Origin of the sequence: Pseudoalteromonas arctica, assembly GCF_012927645.1 — a bacterium.
In the GTDB taxonomy this organism is placed as follows: Bacteria; Pseudomonadota; Gammaproteobacteria; order Enterobacterales; family Alteromonadaceae; genus Pseudoalteromonas; species Pseudoalteromonas arctica_A.
Map to the genome: position 1 here is coordinate 68477 of NZ_JABBMT010000013.1, position 20899 is coordinate 89375.

Sequence of the window (20899 nt, forward strand, 5' to 3'; positions counted from 1 at the left end):
CCTTTGACATTTTTAAATTTTTAGAATAAATCTCTTCACCAGAGTTTCTGGTTACTTAAAGTGTTATACCAATGTTTGTTTGTCCATCAGCGATAGCGTGTTGCTTTAACGCTTTCACGTTTTCAGCTGTTATTCTTCCCATCTGCTCAACAAAATCAATTAGCTCACCTAACACTTCAATTTCGTATTGCATCAATGGATGTTCACGTACCGCAGTATTATCGGCCAACTCACCTGCAACCGTTAATTGATATTCAATAAAACGCGCAACAGTCGCCTGAGAAATTTTACTAATGCTGATAAACTCTTGCTCATCTTTGGCGATTAAACCATGCATTAAACCTAATAAAGCGGTGGCGGCATCTATCGCTGGATAAGTACCAAACATATCAAAATCAGCGAGTTCAGGAACATTAGGCTCAATTTTCTCAATTTGCTTTTCAAGGCTTATTTTACTTTTCGGCAGTAATATTTTTTCCCAGCACAGATTAAGTGCGCTACGTAAAATAGCTTCATCACCAAACCCTGTTGCCTCACTGAATAAACCGTAATTAGGCAACATGCGCTCAATCAATGCCGCTGCAAGTACCGCTTGTTGCAAATAGTTAAGCTCTCGGATGCGCTGAAAATTATTCGCTTTAGTCATTATTTGGTGTCCTACAAGACCAACAAATTTCAAATGTTGGCTCATTATGCTCGTTACAGTTGGGGCATACCCAAGCAGGAGCGGATTGTTGTACTTGAGTGTAGTTTACCAATATTTGCCGCGCCTGGCGCTCTTTAATCACAAAAACCTGCACTCTAACTTGGGTTTGCTCTAAAGGTATTTCGCCAACAGCTCCTTGTAAGGACTCACCGAGTAACTGACACTCAATATTGCTGTTAAGTAATAACCCTTTTACAATGTTTGCCTCTACCGCATTTGCTGCGTAATAGATTGTTAACCATTGGAATGGAGCTTGCTCTGTATTGTTGTTATTTATTTTATTTTGCAATGACAACCTCTTTTACTTTGCGATTAAATTACCCTAAGCTACTCTAAGCTAAGCAATTGTTATATAGGAAATAATCATGACCCTCACAACACCTGGACTGCTATTCCCTGCAATTTCTTTATTGTTATTAGCATATACCAACCGTTTTTTAGTGCTAGCACAATTAATTCGTGAACTTAATGCCCGTGAAGGTGACACTATTCGACCATTAGTCGTTGCACAAATTACTAACCTAAGAAAACGCATTAGACTAATTCGAACTATGCAAGTCTATGGCGTTGCTTCTTTTTTAATGTGTACATTCTCAATGTTTGCATTATTTATTGAGTTTAAAACCACTGGCGTAATTTTATTTGGTATTAGCTTAGCCAGCCTTGCGCTATCGTTGCTAACCTCTTTATATGAAATACATATTTCATGTGATGCGATTGAAATTGAGCTTAAAAACATTGAAAAAAAACCACTGAGCAACAAGGCAGACTAAAAAACAAGCGCTATACTCTTTAGCAGGATGATTAAACTAAAGGTGTAAATGTGAACGACTTTTTATTTTCAGAAAATGCCATTGAAGAGTCAGAAGCTCAGTCACCACAAGCGTTCTGGAATATCCTCGTGGTTGATGATGAAGATGATATTCACCAAGTCACTAAACTTGTACTATCAGGTTTTACCTTTGAAGATAAAGCTTTATGTTTGCATCATGCGTATTCAGCCCAAGCTGCAAAAAAATTATTACAACAAAATCTCGATTTTTCGGTTGGCTTAATCGACGTGGTAATGGAAACGAGCCATGCTGGGTTAGACTTAATAAAATTTATCCGCGATGATATTAATAACTACGACATCCGCCTTATACTACGAACAGGTCAACCAGGCGAAGCCCCTGAAGAAGCGGTGATCCGCGAGTACGACATTAACGATTACAAAAATAAAACCGAACTGACGGCAATAAAGATGAAAACTTTATTGTATTCAGCTCTGCGTTCACATCGTGATATTCAAATTATTGAGCGTCATAGGAAAGGCCTTGAAAAAATAATCAACGCTTCTAGCTCATTTTTAAAATGTGATAGCGTCCATGAGTTTGCATCAACAATTTTATCCCATGTAACCAATGTTATGGGCTTAGAAGATACTGAAATTTATTGTGCCGCAGCTGTTAACAAACAAACATCTCCAGCCACTGATTTTAAGCTACTAGCTGCTTCAGGTGTTGAGCCTGAGCCTAATGCCAATGTAATCCCTGAAGATGTAAAACAATTATTTATTGAGGCTCACAATCGCAAATCATCCCAAAAAACCATGCATGACTACATTGGCTATTTCCCAACTCAGGCTGGCCTCGAAACAATGCTGTATGTACGTAAAGGCTCGTTATTAGGAACTACCGATCATCAGCTTTTAGAGTTTTTTGCCAACAATATTGCTCTGGCTTACGATAACCTGAAATTACGCGAAATGATGAAGGATTCGCAAAAAGAGCTATCGTATATTCTCGGTGAAGCTGTTGAAAAACGTTCAAAAGAAACTGGTTCTCATGTTAAAAGAGTTGCGCACTATAGTGAACTGTTAGGTAAGTTATATGGCTTAAATAACTTTGAGTGTGAAGTGATAAAACTCGCCTCCCCCTTACACGATATTGGAAAAATAAGTATTCCAGATCATATTCTCAATAAACCCGGCAAGCTGGATGATCAAGAGTGGGCTATTATGCAAACTCACGCCGAAGTTGGTTATGATATTCTGAAGAATTCGAATAATGAAATCTTAAAGTGTGGATCAATCATAGCGTATACACATCATGAAAAATGGGACGGCTCTGGCTACCCAAATCAACTTGCAGGTAAAGATATTCATATTGTTGGCCGTATTACAGCTCTAGCGGATGTTTTTGATGCCCTTGGCAGTGACCGTTGCTACAAAAAAGCTTGGCCACTTGAAGAAGTGCTCGATTTACTCAAGGAGCAGAGTGGCAAACAGTTTGAACCGAAACTAGTGGACATATTTATTAACAATTTAGCACTTTTTTTGGAGATAAAAGAGCATTACCCTAACTGATAGTTGTAAAAATTATGTGAAATATACTTTTAAAATTGGGTACAATGGATTACTATCGATTAAAATAATATCAATTATGTTCGCCAGTAGTGCGGCTTACTTATACAAAGGACTATAAAAGTGAGATTTGAACAATTAGAGCAATTTGTAGCTTTAGGCCAGCTACGACACTTTCGCCAAGCGGCCGAAACAACCAAAATTAGCACCTCAGCATTGACACGCAGTATTCAAACCTTAGAGGGCGAAGTTGGCTATGAATTAGTCAAACGTTCGACTCGCTCAGTGAAACTAACAACTGAAGGTGAGCTTTTTTTAGAGTATGCTCAGGACACTCTAAGTAAGCTTGAAGAAACTAAAAAGCGTTTATTTAAATCCGTTAATGGCTGTGCAAATGAAAAGCTGGTGATTGGCTATACCAATAATGCAAGTGCCATAGTGCCTATTTCATGTGGCCAATTTTTAGCACAATACCCTCATGTAAAAATCGAGATGCAACTACAAGAACAAAGTGAGTTGGTTCGTAAACTGCAATTAGGTGAAATTGATATTAGCGTTTGTTCGCAAGCAGTTAATAGTATTGGCAATGACATACACTTACCTGATCAACTTATTTTATTCGTTGCAAAAAGCCATCCCCTTGCGAATAAGAACAATCTTTGCAAACAAGATTTAAATGATTACCCTATGTATAGTTGTTTTTCACAATCAAAACAAATTCAAACTATGTTGAATGAGGCTGTTGATAGCTTAAACAAGAGCAGCAGTATAAAAGTTGGCAGTATTGATCAAGTAATGGAAGGGTTGTGTAAATCAAACCATGTTGCAATTAGCAGTATTGAACATGCAAGTTCAGTCGCAGAGAATAATAATCTACTCCAGTTAAAAACCAATAAGAACTTAGCCCATGAGCAGTTGATTGTACAAACCAGCCAGCAAGTTACTGCTGACGACCCAATAAACCAGCTCCTGTCATTAATAGAAAAGACAGCGTTATCAATTAACTCTTAATTAACAGCATGAAAACCAAGCCTAAAATAGCCCTCTGGCTTGGTTTCTAAATCTTCAGTAGTCCCTTTTACATCATTTTAGACTAAACTACGCACCTTCCTTGCTATATACCCAAACCACCTCGCTAACACTATAGATTAAATGACAAGGACGCCAATAAGCCAATAAAAACAACCATGCCGACATAATGATTGTTTAAAAAAGCGTTAAAACAATGCTCTCTATTACGACTATGAATTAGAAATTGCTGGTAAACCAAAAAACCACCTGCCACACTTAGGCCAAGCCAATACGGCATTGCTAATTGACTCATATAACCAATTAAAGCCAATAAACCTATAAATACACCATTTAGCGCAAAAATAATGATTCGATCGGCACTGCCAAACAATATCGCTGTAGACTTTACGCCAATTTTTAAATCATCATCCCTGTCTACCATGGCATACATAGTATCGTAGGCCGTAGTCCACGCAATATTCGCGATAAATAACAACCAGCCAAGCAGTGGGATAGCACCTGTTGCAGCCATAAAAGCCATCGGAATAGCCCAACCAAAAGCAGCACCTAACACTATTTGTGGCAAGTTAGTGTAACGTTTCATAAATGGATAGCTAAATGCCAATAGCAATGCTCCTACTGACAATAATATGGTTTGCCAACTGAGTAACAACACCAGTATAAAAGCAATTACAATAAGCAATAAAAACAAGCTTAATGCTTCGCCACTACTCACCAAGCCAGAAGCTAAAGGTCTTTGCGCTGTGCGCTTTACCGCACCATCAATTTTACGATCTGCGTAATCATTAATTACACAACCTGCGCTGCGCATAATAAATACACCTAAGCTAAATACCACAAAATTAAGTAGACTTGGCATACCATCACTTGCAAGCCACAATGCCCAATATGTAGGCCATAATAGCAATAAAGTCCCAATGGGCTTATCAGTGCGCATTAACTGCTTATAATACGGTATATGAGCAATGTGTAAGACAGCAAATTTCATAAATACAGGTAAGCCTCTGGTAAAAATACTTCAGCTACTAAAAAACGGCTTTGCGCTAACGAAAAAATACTCCGTCGCCCCCACAAGGGTTTTACAACTGCAGAGTATTGGCTAACAAGCTGCTGTACAGGGTGCTGACAATTAAAGCGTGCTATTTCAATTTCGGTACGTTTTAAGTCAGGATGTTGAAAAATAACATCACCTAAAGGCCGATTACCCAGTGCCAACAACTGTTGTTGTTGCATATCATCGCTGGCAGGCAGCCAGCTTTGTGCATATACCATAGGAATGCCATCACAAAGCAACAAAACCTCACGATTAATACCAATGCGCTGTGAACAAGCTAGTAATTGTTGTTGTGAAGTACTCAGTACGAACTCTTTCTCACTAAGCACTTTTACAGAGAATTCACCACACTGTGTTTTTAATTTAGCCGTCAGTGAGTTGGGCTCAAGAAGCCAGTCCTGCTCATTACACGACAAAGAATTGATTGATGTACCTAACTGCCAATCCGCAGTTATAGAAACAGGAAATGTGATCACGGTAACTCTATTTAATAATAACCCTTTAAATGATACCACTGCCCGCGTCGGGGAAAAAGTGATGATTAATGAATATAATAGCCGCATTAGCCTGTATCTTAGCCATTATTACGTATAGACTAATAACAATTAACTACAGAGCTATCTACTGAATATGAAAAAAACGCTTTACGCTAGCATATTAATTAGCACTTTATTTATTAGCTTGTTTAGCAGCTTTGCAAGCAAAGCTGAATCAACTGTGGGCTACTTTGGTTTTGAACCCGACATCATTACCAACTATATTGGTCAGAGTAATAAAAAGTTAGGTTATGTACGTATTACTGTAGATTTAATGCTCAGTGATATGTCAAACATTGCAATTGTTGAACATCACACCCCGTTACTTAGAGATGCATTGGTAGAAATTTTATCAAAAGAGCCTGAAGAAAAAATTAAATCCCTCACCGGTCGTGAAGAGATCAGAAAGCGCTGTGCCGAAAAACTCAAAACCCTGTTAAAACAAGAAACAGGGCAAGAGATCATTCGCGAAGTATTATTTACTAAATATTTATATCACTGAGCACTTATTATTGCTGAGTTTTCAAGCTGTTTTTTTAGTAAACAATTGAGCAGTAAATGCATAAGCCATACCACTTAATAGCCCACCCAAGTGTGCCCAATTAGCCATACTTACAAACAACATGTCAGCAAAGCCTAATACCAGCCAAATCAGCATAAAACCAATAATACCATTAGTTACTAAAGCCGGTTGTTGTGGGTTCAATACCCGATGGATCCAACAAAACCCAAGCAAACCATAAACAACGCCACTTAAGCCGCCAAAGTTAGGTCCAACCATAATAAACTCAGCCCAATTACTAAATAGCGTGGTCACTAAAAAAAGACCAATTAAAGTACTTTTACCACTGATCTTTTCAATACCATCGCCTAACATGATCCACCACATAATATTAAACACTAAGTGCACAGCACTAAAATGCACAATTGCAGGTGTAAACCAAGTTAATGGTTGATTTGGTTTAAATTGTAAGATGCTATAAATTGACTCAAAGCCACCAAGTAAGAAGGCAATGTAAATACCTACACATAATAAAGTGACCGTTTGGTTTAACCAACTCAATGCTTTAAAACGTGCTTTTAAATTTAATTCTTGGCCTTGATAACTCAACGGTGACTGCGTGCTTCCTACTTGCCAAGATGCCTCTTGATAACGGGCATGACTGGGGTTTTCTACAAACGCTTGCCATAATGGCTGAGCTTGATGAAAATGCTCAGGGGCAATACAAATAATCACCATTTTTCCATCTTGCGATCGAAGCTCGCCCTGTATGCCTTGGCTTTTTATATAATCAATAAAGCCTTGTGCTGCACGTGGATTATTTATACTACCCAGTTCGATCATCGTTCCACTTGCTCCGGCAATTGTGTTTCCCACTGGGTAAAACCACCATCCATACTGTATACATCTTCAAAACCTTGCTCAGCTAAGTAGTTGGCTGCACCTTGTGAGCTCATACCATGATAACAAACAATAATAATTGGCTGATCAAACTCCTTGTTCATCATAAATTCGCCAATATTGGCATTTGATAAATGCTCTGAACCCGGAATATGCCCTGCTTGATACGAATTAGGATCGCGAATATCAGCAATCACGACATCATCTTTATTAAGTAGTGCTTGAGTTTCGGTAATTGAAATATGCTTAAATGCCATAGTACTCTCTTATAATTACAAAAAAGGCGACAAATGCCGCCTTTAATTCTCTTAACAAGTGGATAATTAATCCCAGTTAAGAATTACTTTCCCCGATTGCCCTGAAATCATCATATCAAAGCCAGCTTGGAAGTCATCTATTGAATATTGATGAGTGATGATTGGGTTTAGATCAAGCCCTGACTGAATAAGACTGGCCATTTTGTACCACGTCTCAAACATTTCACGGCCGTAAATCCCTTTGATCACTAAGCCTTTAAAAATCACTTGATTCCAATCAACCGCCATATCAGATGGTGGAATACCTAGCATGGCAATTTTACCACCGTGATTCATGTTATTTAACATGCTATTAAATGCAATCGGTACGCCTGACATTTCAAGGCCGATATCAAAACCTTCGGTCATGCCTAGCTCTTTAATCACATCTTCAAGTTTTTCATTAGCCACATTAACTGCGCGAGTCGCACCCATTTTACGAGCTAAATCTAGGCGGTATTCATTAACGTCAGTAATGACTACGTGACGAGCGCCGACATGTTTTGCAACTGCGGCAGCCATAATACCAATAGGCCCTGCGCCTGTGATTAAAACATCTTCACCCACTAAATCGAATGACAGCGCAGTGTGTACTGCATTACCGAATGGGTCAAAAATAGAGGCTAACTCATCGCTAATATTGTCTGGAATTTTAAATGCATTAAATGCTGGGATCACTAAATACTCAGCAAATGCGCCTTCGCGGTTTACACCCACACCGGTGGTGTTACGGCATAAATGAACACGCCCAGCGCGACAGTTACGGCAATGGCCACAGGTAATATGGCCCTCACCAGAGACTCTGTCACCAACACTAAAGCCACGCACTTCTTGGCCCATATCAACCACTTCACCGACATATTCATGACCTACTACCATAGGTGTTGGAATGGTGTTTTGCGCCCACTCATCCCACTTATAAATATGTACGTCAGTACCACAAATAGCGGTTTTACGAATTTTGATTAATAAATCGTTATGGCCAACTTCAGGTTTTGGCGCATCCGTCATCCAAATACCTGGTTCTGCTTTTAATTTAGATAATGCTTTCATGAATCACACTCAATAAAAAAACCGCAGCCAAAGCCACGATTTAAAATAAATTAATTAAATAACACCCATTTCTTTACCAATACGGGTAAAGGCGTCAATTGCAATATCTAATTGCTCAGTGCTGTGCGCCGCTGAAATTTGTGTACGAATACGCGCTTGGCCTTTTGGCACCACTGGGAATGAAAAACCAGTGACATAAATGCCTTCTACTAATAACTTATCAGCCATTGCAGAGGCGACTTTAGCATCACCTAACATTACTGGAATAATCGCGTGATCTTTACCCGCACAGGTAAATCCAGCTGCTTCCATTTGCTCACGGAAGTATTTTGCGTTTGACCATAACTTGGCACGTAACTCACTGCCATTTTCGAGCATTTCTAATACTTTGATTGATGCTGTTACGATTGAAGGCGCTAAGGAATTTGAGAATAAATATGGGCGAGAGCGCTGGCGCAACCATTCAACAATTTCTTTTTTACCCGATGTATAACCACCCGATGCACCGCCAAGGGCTTTACCTAAGGTGCCGGTGATAATATCTACACGGTCTAGCACGTTACAATACTCAGGTGTACCTTTGCCATTTTCGCCAACAAAACCAACAGCATGCGAGTCATCAACCATTACTAGTGCATTGTATTTATCAGCCAAGTCACACACAGCTTCCAAATTACAGATAACACCATCCATTGAGAACACGCCATCGGTTGCGATAAGTTTGTTTTTAACACCGGCTTCATCCGCAGCAATCAATTGCTTTTCAAGATCAGCCATATCGTTATTAGCATAACGGAAACGCTTTGCTTTACATAAACGGACACCATCAATGATAGATGCATGATTTAACGAGTCAGAGATAATCGCATCATCAGCGCCTAAAATAGTTTCAAATAAACCTGTATTCGCATCAAAGCACGATGAATATAAAATCGTGTCTTCAGTTTCTAAAAAAGCACTAATTTTTTGCTCTAAGGTTTTATGAATGTCTTGTGTACCACAAATAAAGCGAACTGACGCAACACCAAAACCATGATCATTTAAACCATTTTGTGCAGCTTGAATAAGCTCAGAGCTATTTGCTAAGCCTAAATAGTTATTAGCACAAAAGTTAATAACTTTATCGCCAGAAGCAACTTGAATTTGAGCTTGCTGTTGTGAAGTGATCACTCGCTCATTTTTGTACAAACCTTCGGCTTTTACTTCATCAATTTGCTGCTGAAGCTGACTAAAAAACGCAGATGCTCTCATCTGAAATCTCCAAATTATTGAACGGGGTGAGCGTACTTAAATTAACACGCCTCATCTTTGTGGCTATTGTAAAAGTTTCGTCAAACAAATGCACTGTTTGTAGTTCATCGCATAAATAAGGAACTGACAACTTATGCTGCCAGTTTACATTGAGCTATAGCAGTATTGAGGGTAAGTCGGCTAACGAATCACAAACATGATCTGCCGAGTCGATAGCTCGCGCATCAAACTCCTGCCCGGATCGTACAAGCACCCGAGTGCCAATAACCGCTTTACTTGCCGCTTGCATATCGCTTAGTTTGTCTCCAACCATAATACTGCTAGCTGGATTGATATGATGATCAGCAATGCCTTGCAGTAACATACCCGGAGCCGGTTTACGACAATCACACTCTTTGAGGTATTCGGGTAATGCTTTTTTCCGGTGGTGAGGGCAAAAGTAAACATCTGTCACCGTTACTTGATGCGCAGCAAATTGGGCAATCATCCACTGTGTTAAAGTGTGAAAATCCATCTCTGAATAGTAACCACGGCCAATACCAGATTGATTAGTCACTATGATCAGTTTATAGCCTGCATCCGCAAACGCCTTACATGCAGTAAACACGCCTGGCACAAATTCAAATTTAGCCGGCTCATAAACATACCCGTGGTCAATATTAACCACGCCATCACGGTCTAAAAATAAGGCTTTACTAATATTGTTCATAACTGCTCTTTCTCAACCACTAGGTCAAACATCAAAGTTACATCATCAACACTTATTTGTTTCATTAGGTCACAGCCCTTAACCCGCGTACCCCACGGTAGTTGTTCAGCCGTTTTACCTGTTTGCTTGAGTAAGTTTTGGTGATACACCTCAACGACGTAATTTTGATATAAATAAGGCCCTGTGCGCTTAGGGTTTGAATGGGCATATAAACCAATAACCGGAGTGCCGACAGTGACGCCCATATGAGCAGGGCCTGTATCAGGCGCTAAAACTAATGCAGCTCGCTTTAAAACACATAACAGCTCTTTCAGCTTTGTTTTGCCGACTAAATTAAGAATGGGAATACTGGTAGCTGCGATAATATCATTGCTAAGCGTCATTTCAAGCTCTGTCGGGCCCCCCGTGATCACCACATGAAAACCTTGGCTATGTGCATGTTCCGCAAGTTTTGCGTAACGCTCAGCCAGCCAGTTACGCTCTTTTTTACTCGCCGCAGGCGAAATCACAAAAATACGTCCAGCTAATCGCTCCGTACCAAGTAATTCATCGGCATTCCTTTGATCATGTTTGCTGACTGGCATTTGCCAGCTTGGTTTATAATCAGGTACACCTATCGCCTGCGCAAAGCCTTTAAATCCTTCTAACACATGAGCCTGCTGCTGTGGTGCAATGCGTTTATTAATAAATAAGCTATGTAATTCTTTTGAGCGCGCCCAATCAAAACCAATTTTAACTTTTGCAGGAATACAACGCGCCACTAAGTTAGCTCGAAGTGCCACTTGCATATGCAGTAACACATCAAACTTACGTCCTTTAAATTGTTGTTTTAATTGCTGATAGGCTGCTTTGCCTTGTTTTTTATCAAACACCACCAGCTCAACACCGGGTAAATCAGCGAGTAACATGGCTTCAATTTTGCCGACCACCCAGGTAACTTTTGCATTGGGGTGCGCTTTTTGAATAGCCTGCACTGCAGATACGCCATGGCACACATCACCAATTGCTGAGAGCCTTAAAATACAAATATCTGAATAGGTGGTTGTGTCAGTCACAGGTGTCCTTTGCTTTATGCTGGATAATTATCATGATCTTAAATTAACCACTCACTATTGCAAGCACTTATGCTCGGCTTTAAAACAGGTTAAGATAGCACTATCACCCGCAATAAAATAAGTACGCCATGTTTAACCAACAAACCATCAATGAACATATTATTTTAAGCCATCCTGAACATAGTGCCGAAATTAGCTTAAATTGGTTTGATAATGAATATTGGCAGCAGCAAGGAAAAATTGTCGGCGCTAAAAAAGGTCGCGCAACTGCATGGTTTTTCTGCCATAACGGGCTAACAGCAGTGCTCAGACATTATTGGCGTGGCGGTTTAGTGGGTAAAGTGCTAAGTGATCAATATCTGTTTTTTGGACTGGAAAAAACCCGTGTTTACCAAGAGTTTTCATTAATGATGAAGCTGTGCGAATTAGGCCTCAATGTACCAAAGCCGATCGCAGCTAAAATATCGCAAGCTGGCTTAATTTATCGTGGCGATATAATTACTCAAGTGGTTGCAGGCGCACAAAGTGTGCTTGATATATTAAAACAACGCCCTTTTAGCGCACAAGAGTTAGTTAAAGTAGCACACACGATTGCGGATTTTCATAATCATGGGGTGTATCACGCTGATTTGAATATTAACAACATTCTATTTGATGAAACGGGCGAGGTATATATTATTGACTTTGACCGTGGTGAACTAAAACTCCCAGCCAGTAATTGGCAACAAGCTAATATGACCCGCCTTGCTCGTTCGTTTCATAAAGAGCAAGGGCGTAACCACGTCATGCATTGGCAAGAAAGTGACTGGCAGCAGTTACACACAGCATACCAGTCCACTCTTAAAGTATAGCCGCTAAGCCTTTATTTTACTGATCACTTTTGACGTAGAGCAGCCATTTAAAAACTCAAGTACTTCAACTTTTCCGCCATGGCGAAGTACATGATCAGCACCGGCAATTTGCTCAACGGCGTAATCTCCACCCTTTACTAAGATATCAGGGCTGAGCAGCTCAATTAATTTAGCAGGTGTATCGTTTTCTTCAACTGCACCGAATGGAATTACCCAATCAACTGATGCCAAAGCGCTCAGCACCATGGCTCGCTCATCAAGTGGGTTAATAGGACGTTCGGGACCTTTTAAACGTGTAATTGATTCATCATTATTTAAACCGACGACTAGACGATCTCCACGCGCCTTAGCTTGTGCTAAGTAACGTACATGCCCCGCATGTAGAATGTCAAAACAACCATTGGTGAACACGATAGTTTCACCATTTTGCTTTGCAAACTCAATATGCTGAAGCACATCATCAAATGGGGTTTGATAATGTTCACCGGTTTTTTGTAAATATTGCCCTAACTTACGGCTTAGTTCTTCTGGTGAAACGGTTGCAGCACCGAGTTTACTCACCGCAATCCCCGCCGCAAGATTAGCAATTTCAACCGCATCTTTTGGCTGCATACCTGCACCTAGCATGACTGCAAGTGTCGCAATTACAGTATCTCCAGCTCCCGTTACATCACTCACTTCAAGCTGCTGTGCTGCAAAATCGTGTTTTTCATCGGCACTAATAAGTGACATACCTTGCTCTGAACGAGTCAACAGCATGGCCGCGATCCCTGCATCGCTGATCAGTACTCGGGCACTGTTTGCTAAATGTTGTTCCGAACCTGTTTTACCACCAGCAAGCTTAAATTCATTTAAGTTAGGGGTAATAAAATCAGCACCGCGATATAAGTTTAAGTCTGAGGATTTAGGATCAATTAAAACGGTTTTTCCGGCACTTTTAGCAAGTTTTATCATTTTCTGGATCAAGCATAATGAGCCTTTATTATAATCAGAGAACAACACAAAGTCGTACTCATCTAATACTAATTGCAGGCGGTTTAAAAGCAGTTGACTGTGTTGCTCAGTAAACATCTCTTCTAAGTCAAGTCTAACGACTTGTTGATGACGGCTAATCACCCGCATTTTTGAAATGGTTGGCAAATCACAAACACTCACTAATTGTGAATCAATGCGCTCTTCAGCCAGAATATTCTCTAAAATTTGCCCGCTTTCATCCTCACCAATAAGGCCAAGTAAGCCAACTTTACCATCTAACCGAGCAATATTTTTTGCCACGTTGGCAGCGCCACCAGCTTTATCTTCAAATTTACTTACTTTCACTATAGGCACAGGTGCTTCTGGCGATATACGTCCTGAATCACCATGCCAATAGCGGTCAAGCATCACATCCCCAACCACCAATATTTTAGCGTTAGACAGGTTTTTTAATAACGCTAAATCCATTAACTCTGCCCCGCTACAACCATATCAATGGCTTCACATAACCAATGACCAATAAACATATGCGCTTCTTGAATACGGGCAGTTTCGTCATCTTTAATAATAATGGATAATTTAGCGATATCTTTTACTTTACCGCCATCGCGGCCTGTAAATGCAACCGTATAAGCGCCAATTTTATTTGCGGCCGCTAAGGCTAAGTTAATGTTGGCGCTAGTACCTGAGGTCGTTAAACCAATGACTAAATCCTCTGGTTTACATAAAGCAAGAACCTGACGCTCAAAAACTGTGTCAAAGTGATAGTCATTACTATGCGCAGTTAAGATGGAAGTGTCGGTTGTCAGCGCCATAGATGCTAATGGACCACGCTCTAATTTGTAGCGTACGACGAACTCTGCAGCTAAATGCTGGGCATCTGCTGCGCTGCCACCATTACCAAACCAAACTACTTTTCCACCCGCTTGCAAAGTACTGTGGCAAACTTCAAGCAATTGCATTACGTGAGGGTGGTATGTTTCCATCGTTTCAAACAATACTTGGTGACGGGTTAAACTTTCAAGGTAGCTGCTCGCTACAGAATCAATATTAGACATGGGTAATCCTCTCAAAATTAGTCTGACTAGCTACTACCAAAAAAGTGCCACAGATAACCATGTATAGTTATCACCAAATACATCTTCGCCGTAAGTTAACGTGGTTTCAATATTATATTCTTGCCACTTGCGGTTGTTACTGATTTGCAATTCAATAGCTTGTTCGTAATCTGCCGTAGTTTGACCCCACTCATTTAAATAGTTACTTTTATTTTCAATGCTGGTTACTTTTGCACGCCACATAGAACTAAAATTTTCATTATAAACAAGCTCAACAGAATGAACTTGAGTTGGAGGCGCATCAGCATATACATTTAAAGGCCCTTCGGCATGCTCGTTTAAATACCGCTGATCAGCAGCAAAGTGACCGGTACTGAACCCGTCTTTAGTATTACCATATGTTGGGTAAACTTGATTTACATACCATAAGCTATGCATATTGGTATATTCATACCTTAACGACAATTCTTTTGTTAATTGCGGTAAGAATAAGCCAACATTTGCAACCGTGTTACCAAACTGATAATTTTTGTGGTTTTTAGTATCTTCGCCACCGTATTCAAAATAAAACTCGGTGGGCATCCCCCAATCAAAATTAATACTACTGGTGATCGTGACATACTGATCACCTAATTCATTATCTCTGCCACCTTCAACCATGCCAGCATTATCATTACCTGCTGGGTCAAAGAATGCTTTAACTACATCGCTAAAGCCAACATCGCGTGGTCCGCCACCAAATTGCATCATACGATTAATGCCGATTTTCCACCCCTCTACAGGCTCTAAACTAATATGTGTGCCGGCTAAGCGAGGTGTGCCATCATGTAATTCATTTTGATATAATATGCCTTTTTCAACATGCTCAAGTTCAGAATAATAAAGCTCAAAATCAAAGTTCCACCAATTATGGGCTGGTGCCACCATCCCTAATGAAATCGATGGTGAGGTACGCGCATTAGTCGAAATAATCTGCGCTGATTGTTTAAATGGTGAAAACCAGTGTTCTTTATAGCCGATATTCAGCTGTAAATCATTGCCCGCAAAACTAACAAAACTATTATAATTAACGAATTTATTTTGCTTAGCGCGATAATCAACACCTACTTGCATCAAGGTATAGTCATTAGGGCGCCAAATACCTTCAAAGAAGACTTGGCCCCATTCATCAGAGCTCACACCACGTTGATTGGCAAGTTTGGTTGCATTGTCGCCATCCGCACGCAACTTAACACCCACTCGAGTAATGTCATCGCTGCCTTGATAAGGCTTAATTTTAGCACGTATTGCCGCGACTAAACTTGGTTGTGAGTTTTGCAATTTAGTAAGCGCCGCTGCAACTTCCTTTAAGCGATAAGGCTTTGTCATCGGTGTGCCTGACGTCAAGGCAAATAACGTATCGAGCTGATGATCAAGCTGTGCATCCATGCCTATTGGTAAGTAAGCAGTTGGTGTTGCAAGTGAAGGCAATGCGCAACTCATAAAACTGGTTAATACCACGCCTTTTATCAATTTGAATTTCATAACGACTGTATTTTTCATAAAGGTAGTTAAATATTACCAAATTAGCGGCAACTAAACACCCAAAACTCTCTGTTCTAACGATTTTTAACAATTTCGCATTTTGCTTAAAGAGTATCCGCGTTATCATTAGTGTTTATAATTCGAGGCTGGAAAATGGCACGCTTTTTTTATTCACTGATTCTTTATTTGCTTAGTCCTCTCATAACCTTTTATTTATATATACTTAGAGGTAAAAAGAACGCAGCTTATCGCGCCCACTTTGCTGAACGATTTGGCTTCACTACAGTAAAAAATACCTCACAAGAAAGTACCGAATTAAAAGATGATCTCATAGTGTTCCACTGCGCTTCAGTGGGTGAAGTACTTGCTGCAACGCCTTTACTCAAAGAGCTACAACAGCCTAGCTATTCATTTATGATAACCTGTAACACCCCGACAGGCCGCGAACAAATACATAATAATTTTAAAGACTCGGTACAGTGCGCCTATTTACCTATTGATTACCCTTGCGCTACAGCACGTTTTTTAAAACGTGTTAAACCCACGCTAATGTGTATTTTAGAAACCGAACTTTGGCCTAACCTTATGGCGCAGTGTAAACAACAGAATATTCCGGTACTGGTACTCAATGCGCGGCTTTCAGCAAAATCACAACAGGGTTATCAAAAAGTTGCGCCATTAACTAAGGTTATAATGCAATCAATTACCGCTTTAGCTAGTCATAATCATGCAGACGCTAAACGCTTTATTGAACTTGGCCTTAATGAGCAAAGAGTGCACATTACGGGGTCGATTAAATTTGATATAAAGCCAACTAGTGAGCAGTTAGATAAAGTCGATACCCTAAAAAGCCAATACAATAATCAGCGTTTTATCTGGGTTGCTGGTTCCACGCACCCTAGTGAGCATGAGCTGGTATTAGCTGCTCATCAGCAGTTGTTAAAAAAGATTCCAGATGCACTGCTCGTTATTGCGCCGCGCCACCCTGAACAATTTGATAAGGTCGCAACATTACTTGAAGGCTCACCATTGAGTTTTAGCCGCCGCAGTAAAAATAACTATCAAAGCGAACAAGTACTCCTTGCTGATACTTTAGGTGAATTGCAATGTTTATATGGTATGGCCAACATCAGTTATATTGGCGGCAGTTTAATTGCACGTGGCGGGCATAACCCTCTCGAGTCAGCGGCATTTTCTGTCGGTGTTTTAACAGGCCCGCATACCTATAACTTCAACCATGTTTACCCTGAACTGATTGCATCAGGTGGGTGTATACAAGTAAGCGATACAAAGATGTTAGCGGAGCAACTATACGAACTTCATCAACAACCAGCACTTTGTCAGCAGTTAGGCCTGCAAGCAGCACACTGTGTTGCTAATAACCAAGGTGCCATCGCTAAAACAATCGCCATTATTAACAAATCTTTAGAGCCACACAATGACTAAACAAACAAAACCAACCTTACCAGAACAACAAACCCGCTTATGGGTAGCTAATGTCATTGTTAAATATAACTTTTGCCCCTTTGCCCGTAAAGAAGTTGAAAATAATTGCATTCATTATCAAACCAGCCAAGCTACTAGCATTGATGATGCTGTGATGGAGATGATCGAACAATGTATTGAACTTGATCAACAACCGACTCGAGAGACTACATTATTGATGTTTGAACAAGGCTTTACTGACTTTGAGGGATTTTTAGATTTAGTTGATTTAGCCAATGCGCTATTAGTTGCCCAAGGCTTTGAAGGAAAATACCAAATAGCCAACTTTCACCCTGACTATGTGTTTGCCGATAGCGATGACAGCGACGCTGCTAACTACACTAACCGCGCACCTTTTCCTACCTTACATTTAATTCGTGAGGCTAGCATGAGTGCTGCACTTGATGATTATAACGAACCTGAATCAATTCCAGATCACAACATAAATCTAGCACGCCGCAAAGGCATCGACTTTTGGCAACAGTTACTTGCTGGATGTAAAAAGCCGAGCGCTTAATCACTCAGCTTTTAGCAAAAGGAATGTTACTTTTTAACCCATTCACCGTTCACTTCAACAAAGTGACCAGATTGGGTTTTTTCAATCGTTTTGGCTGCTGCTAGCGCTTCTACTTGAGCAAGCGACAAGTTGTTCTTTTTAGCGAGCTTTAAATATTGTGCTTTACGTTTAGCATTAATTTCATCGACAACCGCTTTTGCCTCTGCATTTTGCACCACAAGGCCTAAATAACCAAAGCTATCTTCACCTACTAGCCCCTGATCCTTTGCATCATCTAACGAAATGGCCCAAGCCGAAAACGACAAACACACAGCACTCAATAAAGTGACAATGTTTAGTTTTTTATTTTTTACCATGTTCATACTTGCTCCTTAGAATAATTCGCTGTCATCACTAAATAAACTGTCGAGTTCTCTATCAACTTTCACGCGAATTTCATGATCAACTTTCACATTTAAGTTAATTGTTATAGGCTCCTTGGCGGCCACCTCAACACGATGCGTACATGCACTGAGTAACCCCAATGCGGTTAATATTACTAACCATTTAGTCATTATTACTTCCTTTTGTTGAATACTCTTGTTCAACTTTTTGCGTAATTTCATCACTTAATCGTAGTGCGCGTAATAGTGTAAACACGTTTTCTTCATGATTATAGTTAAAGTTAACTTGCTGTGCTTGCTGTTGGTTATACCCTTGTAAATTAACGCCTAAGGTCATCCAACCGTCAGGTTTTAAGTTAACACTACTTTTAATACTCTGAATATCTAAATTTTCAAGCAAGCCAAGTATAGGGCCTAACTCTTGTTGTTGCGCTTTTACCGAATTAAAAGCTGCATTATCGGTGATAAGTAATTTAGCAGCACCTTGATTAACAAGCTGCCCACCTTTAACCTCAATACCCGCTTTTGTGAAATAAACAGGCAAGTGTCCAGCTACATTTCCTGTTAAGCTAATACCCGATTTAGCATCAAGGGTAATGACCTTGCTAGCATCTATATTGTCAAATGTAACTAATGCTTGTTGCGGCTCTTCTGTAAGACGATATTTATCCAGCAAAAAATGCCCTCCCATAACTTTCCCTGTAAGCTCCGTAACAGCAAGTTCATTTGCCCGTACTTGCCAAAATCCTGTTAACTGCTTCACCACAGCACCAGCTCGCAATTCATTTAGCTCAAATGTAGAAGGCACAACATTAAGCTGCCCTGAATCATAACGACCTGTAAATTGAGTATTAAAATGCTTAGCAAGGTAATCTGTGTATAAACCACTTACACCGACTACCTGTAAAGAGAGATCGGCTTGTTGCAGATTAATATCACCTGCAATACGGCCACTGACTTTACCATCTGTTAAAGTTGCAAGTGGCACAAATTGATGAAGCAGTGGATTAAGCTTAGTAACTAACTGCTCTGAAATTATCACCTCAAATGGATGAGTTGTGCTTGTTATATTATGCGTTGCCACAAGCTCTATCCCTTCTGCATGTATATGATGAGATGCTTGCAAGGCACGACTTTGTAAACCTGTTGAGCTTATACGAATATCGTTAAGTCGTAATTCTTCCGTTTGTAGTCTGGCTAACTTTGTTTCACTGGTTAAATCAAAAAACAATTCCCCTGCTGACAAACTTCCTGCAGCAGTTAGCTGATTCGTCAACTGAGACAGTTTAATACTCCCCATATTAACAGTATCAATCTGGCTCGATAAGCTAGCGGTTAAATATTGATTACTTTGTAGCCTTGCCTTAAAAGTTGCTTGATAATTATCAATGCCAATATCATTCACTTTTAATTGCCCCAGCGCTAATTGTGCTGACAATTCGAGAGTAGGCTGTGCAGCCAATATGCTATTTATTGAAAAATGCCCTTGTGCACTAATATGCTGCGCATCAACATCGATAAAATCAGGCAGCGTAGCCACTTTTAACTGATAGTTACCATCAATATCACTGCTAACAACACTCGCGGCTATAGCTAATAATGCAATATCATCACTCGAAAAAGACAACGCGAATTGTGCCAATAGGGTTTCTAAAGGATTCTTTATATCAACCGCTAACTGTTTAACATTCATTAGCAGTTGTGATCCCGCCTGCAATGTTAGCTGATCTAATGTCAATTGAGTGTCTTGCACAATGATCTTATTAGGTAAAACTAATCGCCAATTTAACGGTATTTGCCGAGTAACAAATTGCTGCTGCGCATCATCATCGATAACACCACTCAAACTTTGTAAACACTCATTTTTACCATTGAGTGTTGTTGCTAATTGCTGAGCATCTAGGGTTAATGTTTTTGAATTTAAGTTATAGTGACTACTGACTTTGCCACTACTTTTAATTGTCATCGAGCAGGTATTAATGGCGTAAGTGAAATCAGTACTTAGCTGAGTGTCTATATCTAGTGCAATACCATCAAAAGCGAAACTATGTTGACTCGTTAAATTAAGTCCTGCAATCGAGTTTACAGTCGCGGCCTTAACTGTAGAAAGTAGTCGATCATCAAGCTCAATATTTCCTGCCAATTTAGTGTTTTTAACGTCAACCTCAGCTTTTACATCACCAGTAACAACAAACTCATTTAACTCAGGCTCATTTATGCTGATAATAAGTGGCTTTTTTAATTGAGACTGAGTGATCACTAAACGTTTTATATGTAACAACGGACGACTTTGCGGTAACGCCAAAGCAAGCTTTTTAGCCACACTCGGCTCAGTCGAAGAATCGGGGGTTACCAGTATTAAATTTGCACGGTTAATCGTGATGTTTTGAGTATTAGCCGTAATATCAGCTAATTCAAGCAACTGCCCTTGATAGCCAATACATGCTCGCTGTACATGGAGATCCATATTGGTTGTTAACGACCAATCCAAGCAATGCAGTTCAACTCCAGCTTGATGCAGTGAAGGAGCAACAAAATGCAAGGTGATCGGCATGCGAAAAATATAGCCAAGTGAAAGCACACTTAGCACGAGAATTAATAACCCCCAACCTACACGCTTAAACATATTATCCTTAAAATATGACCTTTGACCTTTGACCTTTGACCT

Annotated in this window: 23 protein-coding genes; 7 read left to right on the forward strand and 16 right to left on the reverse strand. The window is 40.0% G+C overall.

The genetic code is table 11. The features are described 5' to 3' along the window. Positions 1-55 precede the first annotated feature (55 nt). Both HHO47_RS10150 and HHO47_RS10155 read right to left on the reverse strand, forming a co-directional pair. Positions 56-646, reverse strand: coding sequence for a YjaG family protein (locus tag HHO47_RS10150; protein ID WP_169020208.1), 591 nt, complete (start codon positions 644-646; stop codon positions 56-58). Beyond that, on the reverse strand, positions 639-995 hold the full coding sequence (locus tag HHO47_RS10155; RefSeq protein ID WP_169020209.1) for a DUF2007 domain-containing protein: 357 nt from the start codon (positions 993-995) through the stop codon (positions 639-641). The genes HHO47_RS10150 and HHO47_RS10155 overlap by 8 nt, the downstream gene beginning before the upstream one ends. Positions 996-1071: 76 nt before the next feature. On the opposite strand from HHO47_RS10155, the gene HHO47_RS10160 reads away from it, so the two are divergent. The 3 genes from HHO47_RS10160 to HHO47_RS10170 all read left to right on the forward strand — a co-directional run bounded on the left by HHO47_RS10160 (position 1072) and on the right by HHO47_RS10170 (position 4061). Further along, on the forward strand, positions 1072-1479 hold the full coding sequence (locus HHO47_RS10160) for a DUF2721 domain-containing protein (protein WP_149981394.1): 408 nt from the start codon (positions 1072-1074) through the stop codon (positions 1477-1479). A gap of 50 nt (positions 1480-1529) precedes the next feature. After that, entirely contained in the window at positions 1530-3053 is a 1524-nt protein-coding gene (locus tag HHO47_RS10165; protein WP_169020210.1) for a DUF3369 domain-containing protein, read from the forward strand. Between the two features lie 120 nt (positions 3054-3173). Beyond that, positions 3174-4061 carry a LysR family transcriptional regulator gene (locus tag HHO47_RS10170; protein WP_169020211.1) on the forward strand — a complete coding sequence of 296 codons (888 nt, stop codon included), beginning with the start codon at positions 3174-3176 and terminating at the stop codon, positions 4059-4061. Between the two features lie 130 nt (positions 4062-4191). Here the strand turns inward: HHO47_RS10170 and ubiA are convergent, their stop codons facing one another. Together ubiA and HHO47_RS10180 are read right to left on the reverse strand one after the other, a co-directional pair. Continuing rightward, entirely contained in the window at positions 4192-5070 is an 879-nt protein-coding gene (ubiA, locus tag HHO47_RS10175) for a 4-hydroxybenzoate octaprenyltransferase (RefSeq protein WP_169020212.1), read from the reverse strand. Further along, on the reverse strand, positions 5067-5612 hold the full coding sequence (locus HHO47_RS10180; protein ID WP_169020213.1) for a chorismate lyase: 546 nt from the start codon (positions 5610-5612) through the stop codon (positions 5067-5069). The genes ubiA and HHO47_RS10180 overlap by 4 nt, the downstream gene beginning before the upstream one ends. A gap of 154 nt (positions 5613-5766) precedes the next feature. Here HHO47_RS10180 and HHO47_RS10185 point away from each other — a divergent pair, with 154 nt between their 5' ends. Next, the gene (locus HHO47_RS10185; RefSeq protein WP_169020214.1) at positions 5767-6174 is read left to right on the forward strand and encodes a flagellar basal body-associated protein FliL; all 408 of its coding nucleotides are present in this window, start codon (positions 5767-5769) and stop codon (positions 6172-6174) included. Positions 6175-6195: 21 nt separating this feature from the next. On the opposite strand, the gene glpG is transcribed toward HHO47_RS10185, so the two are convergent. From glpG to HHO47_RS10215, 6 genes are all read right to left on the reverse strand, one after another. After that, a complete protein-coding gene (glpG, locus tag HHO47_RS10190; protein WP_169020233.1) occupies positions 6196-7017 on the reverse strand; it encodes a rhomboid family intramembrane serine protease GlpG in 822 nt (273 codons plus the stop codon). Next, positions 7014-7331 carry a thiosulfate sulfurtransferase GlpE gene (gene glpE / locus HHO47_RS10195; protein ID WP_169020215.1) on the reverse strand — a complete coding sequence of 106 codons (318 nt, stop codon included), beginning with the start codon at positions 7329-7331 and terminating at the stop codon, positions 7014-7016. The genes glpG and glpE overlap by 4 nt, the downstream gene beginning before the upstream one ends. A 66-nt stretch (positions 7332-7397) precedes the next feature. After that, positions 7398-8423 (reverse strand): L-threonine 3-dehydrogenase, encoded by a 1026-nt coding sequence (gene tdh / locus HHO47_RS10200; protein ID WP_169020216.1) that lies wholly within the window; start codon positions 8421-8423, stop codon positions 7398-7400. A gap of 54 nt (positions 8424-8477) precedes the next feature. Next, entirely contained in the window at positions 8478-9674 is a 1197-nt protein-coding gene (locus tag HHO47_RS10205; protein WP_169020217.1) for a glycine C-acetyltransferase, read from the reverse strand. Between the two features lie 154 nt (positions 9675-9828). Continuing rightward, on the reverse strand, positions 9829-10383 hold the full coding sequence (gene gmhB, locus HHO47_RS10210; RefSeq protein WP_169020218.1) for a D-glycero-beta-D-manno-heptose 1,7-bisphosphate 7-phosphatase: 555 nt from the start codon (positions 10381-10383) through the stop codon (positions 9829-9831). Then, positions 10380-11438, reverse strand: coding sequence for a glycosyltransferase family 9 protein (locus tag HHO47_RS10215; RefSeq protein WP_169020219.1), 1059 nt, complete (start codon positions 11436-11438; stop codon positions 10380-10382). The genes gmhB and HHO47_RS10215 overlap by 4 nt, the downstream gene beginning before the upstream one ends. Before the next feature lie 128 nt (positions 11439-11566). Between HHO47_RS10215 and HHO47_RS10220 the strand changes: the two genes are divergently transcribed. Then, positions 11567-12289, forward strand: coding sequence for a 3-deoxy-D-manno-octulosonic acid kinase (locus tag HHO47_RS10220; RefSeq protein ID WP_169020220.1), 723 nt, complete (start codon positions 11567-11569; stop codon positions 12287-12289). Between the two features lie 3 nt (positions 12290-12292). On the opposite strand, the gene hldE is transcribed toward HHO47_RS10220, so the two are convergent. The 3 genes from hldE to HHO47_RS10235 are packed head-to-tail and all read right to left on the reverse strand — an operon-like array spanning position 12293 to position 15846. Next, the gene (gene hldE, locus HHO47_RS10225) at positions 12293-13732 is read right to left on the reverse strand and encodes a bifunctional D-glycero-beta-D-manno-heptose-7-phosphate kinase/D-glycero-beta-D-manno-heptose 1-phosphate adenylyltransferase HldE (RefSeq protein WP_169020221.1); all 1440 of its coding nucleotides are present in this window, start codon (positions 13730-13732) and stop codon (positions 12293-12295) included. Further along, positions 13732-14322, reverse strand: coding sequence for an SIS domain-containing protein (locus tag HHO47_RS10230; RefSeq protein ID WP_169020222.1), 591 nt, complete (start codon positions 14320-14322; stop codon positions 13732-13734). The genes hldE and HHO47_RS10230 overlap by 1 nt, the downstream gene beginning before the upstream one ends. Before the next feature lie 33 nt (positions 14323-14355). Then, on the reverse strand, positions 14356-15846 hold the full coding sequence (locus HHO47_RS10235) for a capsule assembly Wzi family protein (protein ID WP_169020223.1): 1491 nt from the start codon (positions 15844-15846) through the stop codon (positions 14356-14358). A gap of 153 nt (positions 15847-15999) precedes the next feature. On the opposite strand from HHO47_RS10235, the gene waaA reads away from it, so the two are divergent. Both waaA and HHO47_RS10245 read left to right on the forward strand, forming a co-directional pair. Then, on the forward strand, positions 16000-17292 hold the full coding sequence (gene waaA, locus HHO47_RS10240; RefSeq protein WP_169020224.1) for a lipid IV(A) 3-deoxy-D-manno-octulosonic acid transferase: 1293 nt from the start codon (positions 16000-16002) through the stop codon (positions 17290-17292). Further along, a complete protein-coding gene (locus HHO47_RS10245; RefSeq protein ID WP_169020225.1) occupies positions 17285-17848 on the forward strand; it encodes a DUF1415 domain-containing protein in 564 nt (187 codons plus the stop codon). The genes waaA and HHO47_RS10245 overlap by 8 nt, the downstream gene beginning before the upstream one ends. Positions 17849-17874: 26 nt before the next feature. Here HHO47_RS10245 and HHO47_RS10250 read toward each other — a convergent pair whose 3' ends face one another. The 3 genes from HHO47_RS10250 to HHO47_RS10260 are packed head-to-tail and all read right to left on the reverse strand — an operon-like array spanning position 17875 to position 20857. Beyond that, positions 17875-18204, reverse strand: a complete 330-nt coding sequence (locus HHO47_RS10250) for a YdbL family protein (protein WP_211183685.1) — start codon at positions 18202-18204, stop codon at positions 17875-17877. Positions 18205-18219: 15 nt separating this feature from the next. Next, on the reverse strand, positions 18220-18402 hold the full coding sequence (locus HHO47_RS10255; RefSeq protein WP_149981408.1) for a YnbE family lipoprotein: 183 nt from the start codon (positions 18400-18402) through the stop codon (positions 18220-18222). Next, the gene (locus HHO47_RS10260) at positions 18395-20857 is read right to left on the reverse strand and encodes an intermembrane phospholipid transport protein YdbH family protein (protein WP_169020227.1); all 2463 of its coding nucleotides are present in this window, start codon (positions 20855-20857) and stop codon (positions 18395-18397) included. The genes HHO47_RS10255 and HHO47_RS10260 overlap by 8 nt, the downstream gene beginning before the upstream one ends. Positions 20858-20899 lie beyond the last annotated feature (42 nt).

Bases quoted from the DNA above. Each gene is read 5' to 3' on its own strand.
- HHO47_RS10150 (WP_169020208.1), bottom strand. From the start codon at position 646: ATGACTAAAGCGAATAATTTTCAGCGCATCCGAGAGCTTAACTATTTG.
- HHO47_RS10160 (WP_149981394.1), top strand. From the start codon at position 1,072: ATGACCCTCACAACACCTGGACTGCTATTCCCTGCAATTTCTTTATTG.
- ubiA (WP_169020212.1), bottom strand. From the start codon at position 5,070: ATGAAATTTGCTGTCTTACACATTGCTCATATACCGTATTATAAGCAG.
- HHO47_RS10185 (WP_169020214.1), top strand. From the start codon at position 5,767: ATGAAAAAAACGCTTTACGCTAGCATATTAATTAGCACTTTATTTATT.
- glpG (WP_169020233.1), bottom strand. From the start codon at position 7,017: ATGATCGAACTGGGTAGTATAAATAATCCACGTGCAGCACAAGGCTTT.
- glpE (WP_169020215.1), bottom strand. From the start codon at position 7,331: ATGGCATTTAAGCATATTTCAATTACCGAAACTCAAGCACTACTTAAT.
- tdh (WP_169020216.1), bottom strand. From the start codon at position 8,423: ATGAAAGCATTATCTAAATTAAAAGCAGAACCAGGTATTTGGATGACG.
- HHO47_RS10205 (WP_169020217.1), bottom strand. From the start codon at position 9,674: ATGAGAGCATCTGCGTTTTTTAGTCAGCTTCAGCAGCAAATTGATGAA.
- gmhB (WP_169020218.1), bottom strand. From the start codon at position 10,383: ATGAACAATATTAGTAAAGCCTTATTTTTAGACCGTGATGGCGTGGTT.
- HHO47_RS10220 (WP_169020220.1), top strand. From the start codon at position 11,567: ATGTTTAACCAACAAACCATCAATGAACATATTATTTTAAGCCATCCT.
- hldE (WP_169020221.1), bottom strand. From the start codon at position 13,732: ATGGATTTAGCGTTATTAAAAAACCTGTCTAACGCTAAAATATTGGTG.
- HHO47_RS10230 (WP_169020222.1), bottom strand. From the start codon at position 14,322: ATGTCTAATATTGATTCTGTAGCGAGCAGCTACCTTGAAAGTTTAACC.
- HHO47_RS10235 (WP_169020223.1), bottom strand. From the start codon at position 15,846: ATGAAATTCAAATTGATAAAAGGCGTGGTATTAACCAGTTTTATGAGT.
- waaA (WP_169020224.1), top strand. From the start codon at position 16,000: ATGGCACGCTTTTTTTATTCACTGATTCTTTATTTGCTTAGTCCTCTC.
- HHO47_RS10245 (WP_169020225.1), top strand. From the start codon at position 17,285: ATGACTAAACAAACAAAACCAACCTTACCAGAACAACAAACCCGCTTA.
- HHO47_RS10250 (WP_211183685.1), bottom strand. From the start codon at position 18,204: ATGGTAAAAAATAAAAAACTAAACATTGTCACTTTATTGAGTGCTGTG.
- HHO47_RS10255 (WP_149981408.1), bottom strand. From the start codon at position 18,402: ATGACTAAATGGTTAGTAATATTAACCGCATTGGGGTTACTCAGTGCA.
- HHO47_RS10260 (WP_169020227.1), bottom strand. From the start codon at position 20,857: ATGTTTAAGCGTGTAGGTTGGGGGTTATTAATTCTCGTGCTAAGTGTG.